This window comes from Leadbettera azotonutricia ZAS-9 (assembly GCF_000214355.1).
Classification (GTDB): Bacteria; Spirochaetota; Spirochaetia; order Treponematales; family Breznakiellaceae; genus Leadbettera; species Leadbettera azotonutricia.
In genome coordinates, this window is record NC_015577.1 from 1,177,774 (window position 1) to 1,192,619 (window position 14,846).

The following is a 14,846-nucleotide window of genomic DNA, read 5'->3' on the forward strand; positions in this document are numbered from 1 at the left end:
TCAGTCAAGAGGACTAATATGTCACGCAGCTATTCTTTTTCACAATTTCAAATTATTTCCTGGATGATTCTTTTGGGATCATTGCTTCTGCCTTGCAATTTGTTTTCTCAAAACAAACCTGATATATGGAGTTTTGATTCACAGGTTTTGGATTATCAATTTAACAGGGCTGACAGGGAAATTGATCCAGGCCGCTGGATGGAAGAAGCCCGGTATGGAATAAAAGTTGCCCAGTCGCTTTGGGAAGAATATGCAATGGGTATGTTTGACGATTCTTCTCAAAGGCAACAGGCTTCCGTGGAATTCAATCAATGGAGCGAAACGGAATTGGAGAATCACTTTACCCAATGGCTTTTTAAACGGTTCTTTGGTGCAGAAACTGGATTTTTAAGTTCTGCATTGTCAAAAGAAACAGAAAATGCGAATAAAAGTCTGATTTATCATTTAAGCGCAGAGGGTAGAATACAATATGATGCCGCCGCAAATGATCCGCTTATTATACGCCCTGGCGAAGAAGGTCATGAATGGCAAAAAGACCTTACAGAATGGCAAATCAAAACAGAAAAATCCCTAGATAATGTAATTCAATTATTTGAATCTCATATTATTGGATCTTATCCCGAACTTCTAGCTTTTCTGGAAAAGGATAAAAGGGACGAATTTGGCGCAAGATTAGGCAACCTTGGCATTAAAGCTTCCCTGTCTTTCCAAAATGAATTAAAAAGTATTATATCCAGAGAAGAACGGTATTTTACGGCACGGCGTCTTGGGGATAACTATAGTTTAAGAAAGAAAAGCGAAAATGAATCTGCAGAACTTACGGTAATTCGGCTTATTGAAGAGGCCAATCAATCCGTATCAGATAGACTTTTGGCATTGCAGAAAAAAATTGAAACTGCTGAAGCAGGTGCAGAGGACCTTGTATTGGAAGGCTCTGAATGGCTTTTTCAATATCGTACACAATTTGAACGGGGGCTAGATGCCTGGGCAAGAGCCGAAGAACAGTTTTTTATCCGTCGCATGCAGTGGGAACAGGATTCAATCAGCAATTATTTCGCAGGGGAAGAAGCCTGGAACCGGGCCTTTGATCAATTTGAAACTGCCCGTCAAAACTGGGAACTGGAAGCGAAAAGACTTTTTGATTCCGGGGAAGCCCTTTTTAAAAATGCCTCAGAAACACTGGAAAAATCCATCGTTGAAGCCAGGGCTGAATTTGAACGTGATGCCCTTTTGCGATCTTCCATGGGAGCCGACAAGGCAAAAGCCTGGGCTGATATTTACTTTAATTCAGGATACATGGTCGCACAGGCTAAAGAGAACATTGCCTTTTGGCAGGAAAAATATGATACGGAAAAAGACTCAAATAATTCTTTGAAAATTATGGAAGAAATAAATAATTGGACTGGTTTGTATGATTTCTATTATGATAAGGCCATAGAAGCACGGGAAATACTTATCAATGAATTTTCGATGGTTATGGGTACCGGAACCCTGGCTGAAATTTTAAAAGAGGGGGTATCAAGGGAGGATTTCTTCCTTGATGAATACCAGATAGAACTTATCAGAGCAAAGGCAGCTGCGTCATATTGGGAAAAGAGGACCGAAATAGCGGAAGCGGTCGTTCAATATGCGGAGGATTTTACTTCCGGGCGTTTAACTGAAGCCGAGGGCATAAAAGCCTGGGAATTGGCAAAAAGCGAATATAATTCCGCACTGTCCCGATATGAAGAATCGATGATGTGGTTGAAAGATTCTGGGGAAGAAATAATTACTGCAAGAGAAAATATGGAAGAAGCAGCCAATAAATTGAAAGAGTCGGAATTAAAGCTTGATTCTTTGAATAAAGTTTATAGTGATTATATGGCAGTTTTTATTGCAGGTAAGAAAGAATATTTCATTAGAAAAATAGATGAAAAACAAAATGAATTAGACGCTATTTATAAAGTATTGGATGATTTCAATAAAGATTCCTTATGGTATACATATTTAACATCTGTATGCCAGCTTGAACTAATGAATTACCATGATTTTAGAATGGAGATATTAAAAGAAATTGAGCATGGGGGTCAAATATATAGCATTTCTCTTACTGAATTAGAAGAAGAGATAAAAAATTTTCAGGAGCCTAATTATTCATCCAAGCCTGTTATAAGCAAAATAGTGAATGAATGGCAAATAAAGCTTAATGAAGCGGCTACAGAAGAACTGAGGGATATTATAAATTAGCAATATGAAAAAATAATTCTTGAATTTGTTGATTTAATTAAATTTTCTTTAGAAAATCAATATAAAAGCCGTGTACAAGGTATAGATTTGTTAAAAGGAAATCCCGATTTTAATAGTATAATAGATATAGAAAGTATTGAAGAATTGTCTGAAAATTATGAATCAGTTTGTTCTGATATTATAAAATCCAAAATAAAACTGGAATATGATGCATTGAATTATTATATAAATGGCAATGATGCCAATATTACGGAAAATGCGGTTTGGCTATCTCAATTTTGTTCCGTTGACAAGGAGACCGCTATTGTATATCGGAATACCTTATCTCAAATAATGGAAATAATATATAATAATAAGGACAAGCCTATATATGATGTTTTATATATATTAAATAATTATGATAATGAAAATATATTGAAATATTTTGAAGCAGGAAGCTATTTTAGGATTGATTTTGGATATTCATATACAGACGCTTTTATAAGCGGGTTATTAATTGAAAAAGAAAAAATTGAACATTATTTACAAGTTTATCAGACGGCTCTTCCATTTTCAACATGGTATATAAAAAACAAGCTGGCAAAAGAATATATAAATTTAATAGAATTCTATAATTTTTATAATATCAAAATAAATGATGATATAATTCCAGATAATTTTGAATTATTTGAGTTTTTTGACAATTCAAAAAACAAAATAGAATTAATTTCAAATTATTCAGAAGCCCTTGATAAAACATTTGATATTTTACCTGAATGGATTTATTTACAAAAAGAATCATGGATGGATTCCTTCTTGCAATTATTAACAATACCTCCGGAAGAATTACAAAATAATTTAAAGGAAGTCCAAAGGACGGCAGATATTTTAAATACCTCATTCAAAATTTATAAAAATTCATTAGTGAACAATGAAGTCATTGAGGACTATAATGGAATAATTTCTAATTATAATACTACGGATAATAAACTAAGGGACAATCTAGTTAAAGAAAATTTTCTATTGGAGGAAATAAAAGGCATAAGAAAAAATATGGAAATTTTGGACTCAGGTGAATCTGTAATTAACAAAAGGATTGAAGATATAACCAAGGAAATTGGATTTGAAAAGGATAAATATGAAGATTTATATAATGAATATAAACTTGCTGCTCAAAATATTATTGAAGCTGGTAATAATTATGACGAAAAATACAAGAATTCCATAAAATATTATGATATCTTGGAATTAAAAAGACAGGATTATGAAAAACAGGAAGCCATTAAGAGATGGGCGGAAACCGCTTACCTTGATATTGATTCGGCAATAGATGAATTGAATGGAGTAAAAAATAAATATGAACGATCTGAAATAATTCTGGAAGCTTTGCAGGATATTTACAATAATAAAGAATCAAAATATATTAATAAAGAATATGAATCTCTTTATATCCAATATAAAGAGATTTTTTCAAAATTATTTATTTCCCTGCGTGTAATGGAGGTATTGAATATTGAAATTGAGAAGGAAAAGATACAAAATTCAGAAATTTATTCCGAATATTTGAAGTTGTTGAATCGTCTTAACGGAGATCTGCATTATGTCTATCCTGATAATTTTGAAAAGGAAAAAACAGAATGGAATATTTACGATATTATTAAAGTAGCTGAAGGCAAATTAAAATTCGCATTTACAGAAAATTTTACGCTTGATGGCAATAATATGAATAATGCGAAGGATCTGTTGGAATATATTACAATGTCAAAAATTGATTCATATGGTGTTAATAATACAACTCAACTTGAGGTTGCGTTAAGGGATTTGAATAATCGTTTGTCTGTCTACTTTTCGGATAATAATAAATATGAACAATGGGGCCTGGCGCGCGATTATCTTATACGTAGTATTATAGAAAGCAATGGGAATATCCCTTTATTTGATAATTGGTATAATAAGGCAGATATATTTGACGCTAAATCGCAGATAGGTAGACTTGGAGTATATCCTGTGCTTCCCGGAATGGCGATTCCTATATCATCTTATGCATTCCGTTATCTTGTCATCACGGAAATTGATACGCAAGTGAAGGCCTATAATAATTTAGGCGCAAAGGAAAAGGAAGATCTGGAGTTTTTTACTTTATTGACCCTTTTAAATGGTGGTTATAAAAAGTCGGGTTTTTTTGAAAGGATATCTGAAGCTGTAGAATATAGGGAAGTTTATATGGATATAAGTATAATGCATAGAATATTATCCTTTATAAACAGTAGACCCTCAATCAGAAAATTTAAAGCTGAAGATAGAGAGATAGTCAATACTTTAAATAAACTTAGCCCTGTATTAACTGAATTGGAATCCAGGATAAATGAATGCAAGACTTATTTAAAGGATAATTTGAAAGATTTTGATCTTGTATTGAATAAATATAATAAATCATCAAACAGATTAAAAATATTTATGGGAAATATTGAAAAACAGGAATTTACCTGGACGGATATAGAAAATGCCCTTCTATTAACAGGAAAAGTAAATGAAAAAGATATATTGAACCTGCAAAAATATTGGAATGAATTCACTGCTATTTGTGATTCTGATTTTAATACTATACCAGAAATATTGGCTAATGTTATTGCCTATTATAAAGAAAGCAAAGAAAATTACAAAAATAATCTGGAAGAACTGTTTTATGAAAATTTAAGTAATGTGCATTCAATAGAAACGGAATATAAAAAGGAATATGATTTATATATAAATGGAGATACAGACCTAAATCAACTTTTAAATTTGGCGAAAAATATGTATGATGAAAATAGCCTAGAAATAAAAACCCATTTGGAAAATATGATAATCCCTATAATCAATCAAATGGGGGTATACATTGATGAATTTGGTCTTTCCAGAGGAGAGTATAATCAATTATCCAGTGAGTATATTACCTTATTGGAAAGAGCTTATAAAGAAAGATTTAATGCTGAATTAATGACGCGTGAAGTTCAATGGGGACAGCAAAGATTGGATATTTTAGAGAAATATAATTCATGGGTGAATGATTCAGTCTTAATTTTAGAGAATGGAAGGAATAGTTGGAAAGACAATAATTTAAAATTATATGAAAAATATAATCAATGGTTAAAGGATTTTAAAGGCGAGTACCATAAAGTCGATGAGGCATGGGATTTTGCTTATTTGGAAAGTCTAAAGGATAAAGAGCTTTGGATTAATCAATCTTATGAAGCTGCTGACAAGGCTTCGTCAGATGCCCTATTATTGCTAATAGGTTCGGATGCTGAATCAAAAGCAAGGGCTATGTATACCAGGGATCCAGTTTACTATTCGGATTATAATTATGGAAATCTGGAGAGCATTATGGAACAATTTCTTTTCAATACAGGAATTGTGGATCTAAAGGGTATAATAAATTCCGCAACTGGTAAGACAGAAATTCTTCATTATTATCAGAAAAACGGGTTATATGGGGGAGATATATGGAGCCAAAGCATGATTGATGCTGAAGCATATATTTTGGCAAAAAATGTCCGGGAAGAAATTCTGTCCAGAGAAACAATAAAAATGGCCTTTAATGTCCAGGATATGGCAAAAATTGCTATCAGTGAGCTTGAAGAAGCAATTAAGAATTCCAACAGAAATTTTCAAGATCAAATTGACGATATTTTCATATTGGATGGTCATTGGCAAAAGTTTGGGCATTTTTATGGAAAAGAAGTTATAGTACACTCAACCTTAATAACACGAATGATAACTGAAAATGCTTTTGTGGAAGGGTATACAAATTTAATTATAAATCCCGTGCATTTACAAACTGACATAAGTGAAAATAAATTGAGGGGACTGGATACATTTGCCATTCAAATTATTATTGATTCTATGTATTCAGAAATTAATGCGCTTTATAATGAATATTTTTTTGATGCCAAAGGAATGGATAATCCCCGCTTTACCAGTTTTGGCAAATTTGGACTTCATATAGGATATATACCGGAGCAAAAAAAATCTGATGTCAAGCTGGATGAAGGTAAATCCGGTGTTTTTGAAGATTACGGTTATGGAGAATTTGGCAGGCTGATGTCCGAATATATTTTTTGGAGTTATAAAGAAGAAGTCGGAATAAATTCAATGGCTCTTGCCAACTATGATAAACCCATGTGGGATTCGAGAGGCAGCGTATTTCAGGCCCCTTCATTAAGAACTGCTGCTGATGTAGGTTTGCAAGTTATAACGAGCGTAGGGGCTTTGGCAACGGCAGTGCCTTCAGGGGGAAGCAGTATATTGGGAGCTATAGCTCTCAATTCATTAATTAACACATCCGATGAAATTTTATTTAATCTCATGGATGTGGCGGGCGGCATGAAATTCAAAGACAGTTTAAGCAATATAGGAAAAGCTTATACGATGAACTTTGCCGCAGCTGCCTTGGGATCAGTTTTTGGCGGTGTCAAAGGTGTGGAAACAGGGTTTTTCAAAAATGGCTTAACCGGAAACTTTGTTGATTTGGTAACACCGAATATAGGCAAAACAGCAGTAAAGATAGCTTCAACAGGGCTTCAAAACCTGACTATCGGAACTGCTAATAGCCTTTTAGGAGCGATTTCCTATGAGGGTAATGGCAACTGGAATTTTGATGATAATTATATGGTTCAAAGCTTGAAAAATTCGGGGAAAAGCGCTATTGTAACTGTATCGGGAATGGCAATAAGCGATGTGCTTAATATTGGCATAGAAGGTTTTGTGAAAGAATTGTCGGATAATGGCAGAAAACTAAATGCCACTCTTGGAGGACTTGCTGGTCAGGGGATTAACTATGCCTTGGGAAACGATTTTACTATTAATTTATTGAATTTGGACATGTTTAGCAAATCGGATAATATTAATGCCGGCCTTTTGGAGATGCATTTTGGGCAGGATGGAACATATATGCAGATTGGAATGGGCGGGGTTGATCTGGGAGCTAAATCTTTTGTTAGCTCAGTCAAGGGGCTTGAAGCCTGGAAAGTAAATGGTCAGTTATTATTTTCGTCCAATGCGCAAGTTAAAAAATATGCCAGTCAAATGAGGACTTTATATTCTGATGCGGAGCAAACCAGGCAGGAATATGATAATTTCTTGATAGGAAAAACGAAAATTGTTGAAGACAATCGGGATTATACTCAAAGCATATATAATGAAACTACGGGAATTAAAACAATTTATCTTGGGACTGATGCACAAAACGATGGCAGCCGTTTTGGATTGAATGTAATTCTTGCACATGAAGCGTACCGGGATGGGATTATTGGTAATAAAGCGCAGCAGAAATTTGAAACCCAAAATGCTGTTATTGGGCATATGGAAACGGCTTCGGCGATACTAAATACTTATGGTTATGGGTTAGGGCTTAATGCGACTTTGGAGGGTTTTATTTATGATTACCTTTTGAAAACCGATAATATAGGCGGGATTGCCAATTATGCAGGGATGTATGATAGTTCCGCAGATTATTGGAAATTATTAAATAATGGCAATCTTATGTATGATGGATTTGCAACCTTAAGAGATGAGGAAGGAAACATAATCAGAAGCGCCAAAAGCATGGGTGTATCCGATACTGCTATAGAAAGTGCACTGCTTAAAATTTTGGGATTTGATTCGCCGACAAAAGAAATGACAAATGCAGTTAGACAGTTAATGGTTTATTCAGGTTTAGTTCATTCCAATAGCGAAAATTCCGATGAATGGTATTGGCAGGGTGATCGTGAAGTGAGGTTTGGGGATAATTTGGATAATTATTATACCGCATACACCAATATAAATGAATTGAATGAAGGAGCAATAGTATATTTATCATCAATTTATAGTTTGTATAATAATTTGCAGGTTGATAAAAAAGTAATTAGCAGCTTTATTAGTAAAACATATGGGTCCTCTGTCAGTTTTATAAATCATGCAGAAATCGGCGATAATTTGAAAATAGCAAGAGAAATGCTATCTGAAATATATGATTATAAACAACTGCAAATGATAGGATATAACAAAGGTTTATTTGCACAGAGCTTATTAGATGGTATTAATTTAGATTCAATGGTTGACGGAATTGCCAATAGATCCCAAGGATTTGAGGCCACCTTAGGTCCGCAAAAGTTAAAAAGCAGCTCAATTCCCAATGCTGATACACTAGAGGAAGACCACACCGGAATTGATTATGGCCCAGGCGGAAAAAATGTTTATGTTCCCGGTGGATATTGGAAATTAATTGATACTTTTAAAGATAAGGCGTATTTTCAATTATATGGCAGTGATCTAAAAATGAAAATCCAACACTTAAATCCTGATGAAGTAAAAAAATTAGTCCTAGGTTCATTTTTTGGAATTAATAATAATAACATAATATCATATCCGACAGAATCATATGGCAGTGGTACTAATGCTCATATTCATATTGATATGACAATGTCCTTGCCATATAATGGTTATTATACAAGGCAGTTTGTAGATCCCGATACGTTAAAGATTGGCAATAAGTTTGATTATAAGTTAATCTACAAAAACTATAAAGGGGATATAATCCCTGATGCTCCCACACAATATTATAGGTATTAAGGAAATCGCCATGATTATATTATCATTTATAATGAATTTAATGATTACTTTTTCCTGCTTAACAAATGAGGACAATAAAGGTTATGTTGGTAATTTATATAAAATGATTGAGATATTCATAAAAAAACCAATAATTAGTTTGCCAACTAAATATTTAGAAAATTATTCTTTAGATGACCTAATAGGAAAATGGTATCTTTTAAAAGAAGAAAGTGATGAAGATGACAATATACATAAAAGCTATTCATATTATTGTATTTATAAAAGTGATAATGTTTATAAATTTGAAGAAAAGTACTATAGCAGTATTTATCATGGAGTTTTATTTATCGATTCTAATGGACTATATACTTTCAAATATGAAAATAATCACTATAGTTATATAATAGGTCCTCCAAGATTTACTATAGACGGAAAATTAGCAATTTTAATTGGTGAAGATATTCCAACAGGTTTCTATCAAAAAGTGGAATAATTAATATATCCCGAATGCTTCTATGCGTTCGGGATATATAGTTTAAATCTTTGGAATGACTTCCCTAAGTAAATTAGTCACCCTCGCCGCATTTTCCGCAAATACTTTGGAAATAGCTTCCCAGGTGACAGGCTCCTCGTCGATGCGCCAGGAATCGTAGTCTGTGCTCATAGCAATTGCAGCATAAGGGATGCCAATTTCATTTGCAAGAACGGTTTCAGTTGAGATAGACATGTTTATAATATCCGCACCCCAGGCACGGAACATTTGGGATTCTGCACGGGTGGAGAATCGGGGGCCTTCAATGGTAACAACTGTGCCTTTATTGTGGAATGCATATTTTTGACTGACGCATCCTTCAACAAGAAGCTTGCGAAGCCTGATATCATAAGGATCGGCCATAGGGCAATGGATCACTTTTTGAGGCTCGAAGGATTCATAAAAGGACATTTTGCGTTGTTTGGTAAAATCGATAAATTGATCAATGACAATTAAGTCCCCTCGGTGGATTTCTTCCCTAAGGGAGCCTACAGCTGTGGTGGCCAAAATGTGGGTACACCCTGCAGACTTGAGGGCGGCTATATTGGCCCGGAAATTAACCTGGGTTGGAGGTATGGTATGTTCCCGGCCATGGCGGGCAAGGAGAATAACTTCAATGTCGCCTATACTGCCCCTTTTAAGAGGCGAGGATGGATCGCCATAAGGGGTGGGGAAAATTTCATCCCTTGAGTTTGAGAATATATCCGGGTTATCGAGGCCGCTGCCTCCTATGATTCCTATTACCGCCATACTGATTCCTCCTTAATGATATTTATTATAGAACGCCTGAATTAAATCGAATGCTTTTTCAGGGCTGCTGCTATAGGCAATGACCCCTTCGTCATGGCCTGCAAGAGCTATAATTCCTTCTGGCTTCCTCAAATCATTGATAGTCTGGGCAATTGCCATAGCGATTTCCGGCGAACCGTATTCTGCACTGGCCGGAGTTGCCGGGAATTTGTCTTTAAGCATGCCATCGAATATTTTTCTGTCATGAATATGGATTACGCTTTTGGCTTCCTGGCAGGATTCATAGATAGCGCCATGGGTCATGGATTCAGACGAAGCTTGTATCGGGCCTGTGGAGGCAATGCTGTTGGCTGCAATATCAACTGAGGTTACAAGGCAATATTTATCGGCAGTAAGAACCTTATCGGCACCGGTGGAAGTCCCGCTGATGAAAAATTGATTGCCTTCTGTGCGTATGCTTACATTGCCGAAGCCTATGCCGTCAAGGCGGGCGCCCACTAAATTAAGATCGTGGAGTTTTGTACGCACGTTATTGAGGTTTTTCCAGAGAGGCGGTTCCATTGCAGACCCTGGGGTATGGATAGCCGAATATTTGACATATCCTTCATTGTTCATTTATTTCCTCCGGATATAATGATGATATTCCCTGTTCGGAGGCAGGGCATATTCCTCTTTCGGTAATAAGGCCGGTAATATACCGGTTTGGGGTTACATCAAAGCCCCAGTTGCGCGCGGGGGTTGTGTCGGGACAAATCTGCACGGTTTCAATCAGGCCATTCGCCGTTTTGCCTGACATAAAGCGGACTTCGGCAGCATCCCTTTCTTCTATGGGGATTTCTTTAATGCCGTCCCGCATTTTAAAATCGAAAGTTGAAGATGGCAGGGCAATGTAGAAGGGGACATTATTTTCTTTCGCTGCCAGGGCTTTAAGGTACGTGCCGATTTTATTTGCCGAATCACCCTTGCGAGTAACGCGGTCAGCTCCGGTGATAACCATATCCACAAGGCCGTGCTGCATCATATGACCACCGGCATTATCCGGGACAAGATCGTGGGGGACGCCATGTCCGCAAAGTTCCCATGCAGTAAGGCTTGCGCCCTGATTGCGGGGACGGGTTTCGTCAACCCAGACATGGACTTTTATTCCTGCGTCAAAAGCAGCGTAAACTGGAGAAAGGGCTGAACCATAATCCACAAAGGCAAGCCAGCCTGCATTGCAATGAGTCAGAATATTTACAGCCTCGCCGTTTCTTTTTGAGGAAATAGCTTTAATTGCTTCAAGGCCATGGAGGCCGATGTTTCTACAGGAGTCGGCATCGCTGTCCGCAATAACCTGGGCTTCAAGCCGGGCATTTTCGCGTTTTTGGAGAAGGTCGGCATTGCTCCTTAAAAGTTTTGCAAGCATGATATCCACAGCCCGGGCAAGATTGCTTGCGGTGGGACGGGTTTTCTTTAAGACTTCTGCCGATGCCTGAAGTTGTTGATCAAAATTCGATTCGTCCGCTTCAAGGGCAGCAAGGTACATGCCGTAGGCAGCAGCCGCCCCGATGAGGCCCGCGCCTCGGATATACATATCTTTTATAGCGCGGCGTATATCTTCAACAGTTTTGAGATCGAGGATTTCAAATTTAAAAGGCAGAACCTGCTGGTTGATTATTTGTACAATAGATGGATCTGATTCTTTCAGCCAAATAGTCCTGTAACGTTTTCCGTTAACGTTCATAAAATCTCCAGTCAGTAGTATACTGGAGAATCAGCCTTCGTTCCAGTGCCCGATTTTGCGTATCTTCAGGTTTCTATAGCGCACCAGTACCGAAGGGTTGCGGCCCGAAAGATCCTTGATATCCTTTAAAAGTATTTTCTTGATAGCTGCTGCGGATGCATTGGGATCGGTTTGGGCGCCGCCGGGCGGTTCTGTTATGACCCCATTAATTACATTGAAGTCAAGGAGATCGGAGCTTGTGATCCTGAACATGGCTGCTGCATCTTTTGCGCGGCCTGCGTCCCTGAGCAGAATGGATGCACAGCCTTCGGGGCTAATCACCGAGTAGATGGCATTTTCGAGCATGTAGATTTTGTCTCCTACGCAGAGGCCAAGGGCGCCGCCTGAACCTCCTTCGCCTATGATGACGCAAACCAGGGGAGTTTTAAGCTGGCTGAAATCGCGGAGGTTTCGGGCAATGGCCTCGCCTATCCCTCGTTCTTCGGCGCCGAGGCCGGGGTAAGCGCCTGCGGTATCAACAAAAGTGATGACGGGACGGTGGAATTTTTCAGCCTCTTTCGCAAGCCGCAGGGCTTTGCGGTAGCCTTCGGGGTTTGCCATGCCGTGGTTGCGGTGCATATTTTCTTTGAGGCTTCTGCCTTTTTGGTTCGCAATAATCGTAACAGGGCGACCGTCGAGGAAAGCGAGGCCTCCGATCATGGCGGGGTCGTCGCCAAAGGCACGGTCGCCGTGGAGTTCGGTGAAGTCCCTGAAAATACGATTGATATAATCCATGGAGTAGGGCCGGTCGGGGTGGCGGGCAAGCTCCACTCGTTTCCATGCAGTTTCGGTTTTAGAGCTTGCCTGTATTTTGGTTTCCAAAAGTTCCAGTTCTTCAGAAAGGTTAAGCCCCGATTCCTTAATGAGCTTTTTAAGCTCCGCTACCTTTTTTTCGATTGCCTGTATTTCCATTATTGTTCCTTGTGAAGATCAATGAGGCGGGAGATTATTTTTCTCTGATCCTTGCGGCTGACTATCATGTCCACAAAACCTTTTTCCAGCTGGAACTCTGCACGCTGGAACCCTTCGGGGAGGCTTTGGCGAATTGTGCCTTCAATTACCCTGGGGCCTGCAAAGCCGATGAGTGCACCTGGTTCGGCAAGGGTAACATCGGCCAGCATGGCAAATGAGGCTGTTACGCCCCCGGTGGTAGGATCGCAGAGGACTATGAAGAAGGGTACGCCAGCCTTGTCGAGCTCTGCAGCGGCACTCGAAGTCTTTGCCATTTGCAAAAGGGAGAAAATGCCTTCCTGCATGCGTGCGCCTCCTGAAGTAGTGTAAATTACCACAGGTAGTTTTTCTTCCGCTCCCTTGAGCATGGCGCGGCTTACTTTTTCCCCTACTACAGAACCCATGGAACCGCCCATGAAGTTGAAGGACATAAGGCCAAGTATGAGGGGCTTCCCTTCTATGGTGCATGTACCGGTGATGACTGCATCTTTCATCTGGGCTTTGGCTTCGGCCTCTGAAAGTTTTTCCTCGTAGCCCAAAAGATCTATTGGGTTGAGGGAACTGAGGTTGGCTGAAAATTCCCTGAAACTTTCGGGATCGATAAGGTAGCGCATGCGTTCATTCGGCTCCATGCGGTAATGATACCCGCAGCCAGGGCAGGTCTTGAGATTTTCTGCTATAGCAGAGCTGTCTTGAGGAATACCGCATCCTGGGCATACAGAAGTTGCATCAGCGGACATTTTCTACCTCCTCGGCAATGGATTTGTAATAGGAAGTTCCGAAATTGCCGGAACGGAATACGCTATCGTTGATGATCCATTGCTGCTGCGCTTTATTCGTGATTAAACCTTCAATGATCAACTCGTCCAAGGCCCTGTTCATGCGGGCTATGGCAAGGTCCCGTTTTTCATCGTGAACTATGAGCTTGGCCACCATGGAATCATAATGCGGAGGGACCACGCATCCATTGTACAAAAATGAATCGAACCTGACACCGGGTCCTCCGGGGACTTCGAGGCGTGTAACTATCCCGGGGCTTGCGGCGTTGATCCTGCATTCGATGGCCCAGCCCCGTATGGGGAGGGTTCCTGCTTTTATTTCCATGCGGTTTTCGGTACAGGAAAGTATTTGCTGGCGTATTATGTCGGTACCGGTAACAAATTCGCTCACCGGGTGTTCTACCTGGACCCGGGCGTTTACCTCCATAAAATAAAAGCTGTCATCTTCCACAAGGAATTCTATGGTACCGGCGCCGCGATAGTTCAATTCTTTAAAAAGATTGATGGCCCCCGATGCCATTCGATTCCGCATTTCGTCATTTACCCCCGGGGAAGGGCTTTCTTCAATAAGCTTCTGATGATTTTTTTGCACCGAACAGTCCCGCTCGCCAAGAACCGCAACATTGCCTTTGCCGTCCGCAAGAATTTGAAGTTCCACGTGCCGGGGATTTTCAAGATAGCGTTCAATAAAAACCCTGCCGTCTGAAAAATTGGATTCAGCTTCGCGGCTTGCGATTGAGAGATTTTCCGCGAGTTCAGCTTCGGAACGCACTATCCTCATGCCCTTGCCACCGCCGCCCGCCGCAGCTTTTATAATTATGGGGAAGCCTAATTGTTTTACTGCTTTTAATCCGTCTGCCGCATTGGCAACTGCATCTTTAGTACCGGGAGTAATGGGGATGCCGAATTTTTGAGCGGTACTGCGGGCAATGACTTTATCCCCCAGGAGATCAATGGTCTCCGCCTCGGGGCCTATAAAGAGGAGGCCTTTGTCTGTTGCAAGTTTTGCGAATTCGGCGTTCTCCGAAAGGAAGCCTACGCCGGGGTGTATGGCATCGCAGCCGGTGTTAATGGCCGCCATGATAAGGTTGCTGCGCACCAGGTAACTTTGGGAAGAAGGGGGAGGGCCTATGCACACGGCTTCGTCAGCGAGCCTTACATGGAGGCTGTCTTTGTCGGCAGTGGAATAGACCGCCACGGTTTTTATGCCCATTTCCCTACAGCAGCGTATGATGCGGACTGCAATTTCTCCCCTGTTGGCAATGAGGAGTTTCTTCAGGTTTTTCAACCT

The 14,846-nt window shown here is 39.4% G+C and carries 9 protein-coding genes; 3 read left to right on the forward strand and 6 right to left on the reverse strand.

Annotated features, from left to right (window positions below; genetic code table 11):
• The first annotated feature begins 18 nt into the window (after window positions 1-18).
• From TREAZ_RS05175 to TREAZ_RS05185, 3 genes are all read left to right on the forward strand, one after another.
• Window positions 19-2,226, forward strand: a complete 2,208-nt coding sequence (locus tag TREAZ_RS05175; RefSeq protein ID WP_015710760.1) for a hypothetical protein — start codon at window positions 19-21, stop codon at window positions 2,224-2,226.
• Window positions 2,227-2,313: 87 nt separating this feature from the next.
• Entirely contained in the window at window positions 2,314-8,799 is a 6,486-nt protein-coding gene (locus tag TREAZ_RS05180; RefSeq protein ID WP_015710761.1) for a coiled-coil domain-containing protein, read from the forward strand.
• A gap of 10 nt (window positions 8,800-8,809) precedes the next feature.
• Window positions 8,810-9,274 (forward strand): hypothetical protein, encoded by a 465-nt coding sequence (locus TREAZ_RS05185; RefSeq protein WP_015710762.1) that lies wholly within the window; start codon window positions 8,810-8,812, stop codon window positions 9,272-9,274.
• 42 nt (window positions 9,275-9,316) lie between these two features.
• Here TREAZ_RS05185 and mtnP read toward each other — a convergent pair whose 3' ends face one another.
• The 6 genes from mtnP to TREAZ_RS05215 are packed head-to-tail and all read right to left on the reverse strand — an operon-like array spanning window position 9,317 to window position 14,843.
• Complete coding sequence (gene mtnP, locus TREAZ_RS05190) at window positions 9,317-10,063, reverse strand: S-methyl-5'-thioadenosine phosphorylase (protein WP_015710763.1); 747 nt, start codon at window positions 10,061-10,063, stop codon at window positions 9,317-9,319.
• Window positions 10,064-10,075: 12 nt separating this feature from the next.
• Window positions 10,076-10,678, reverse strand: a complete 603-nt coding sequence (locus TREAZ_RS05195) for a class II aldolase/adducin family protein (RefSeq protein ID WP_015710764.1) — start codon at window positions 10,676-10,678, stop codon at window positions 10,076-10,078.
• Window positions 10,668-11,786: an S-methyl-5-thioribose-1-phosphate isomerase gene (gene mtnA, locus TREAZ_RS05200; protein WP_015710765.1), complete on the reverse strand. Its 1,119-nt coding sequence runs from the start codon at window positions 11,784-11,786 to the stop codon at window positions 10,668-10,670. Before mtnA ends, TREAZ_RS05195 begins: the two co-directional genes overlap by 11 nt.
• A 30-nt stretch (window positions 11,787-11,816) precedes the next feature.
• On the reverse strand, window positions 11,817-12,737 hold the full coding sequence (locus TREAZ_RS05205; RefSeq protein ID WP_015710766.1) for an acetyl-CoA carboxylase carboxyltransferase subunit alpha: 921 nt from the start codon (window positions 12,735-12,737) through the stop codon (window positions 11,817-11,819).
• On the reverse strand, window positions 12,737-13,516 hold the full coding sequence (gene accD / locus TREAZ_RS05210) for an acetyl-CoA carboxylase, carboxyltransferase subunit beta (protein WP_015710767.1): 780 nt from the start codon (window positions 13,514-13,516) through the stop codon (window positions 12,737-12,739). The genes TREAZ_RS05205 and accD overlap by 1 nt, the downstream gene beginning before the upstream one ends.
• Entirely contained in the window at window positions 13,506-14,843 is a 1,338-nt protein-coding gene (locus tag TREAZ_RS05215; RefSeq protein ID WP_015710768.1) for an acetyl-CoA carboxylase biotin carboxylase subunit, read from the reverse strand. The genes accD and TREAZ_RS05215 overlap by 11 nt, the downstream gene beginning before the upstream one ends.
• Between the last annotated feature and the right edge of the window lie 3 nt (window positions 14,844-14,846).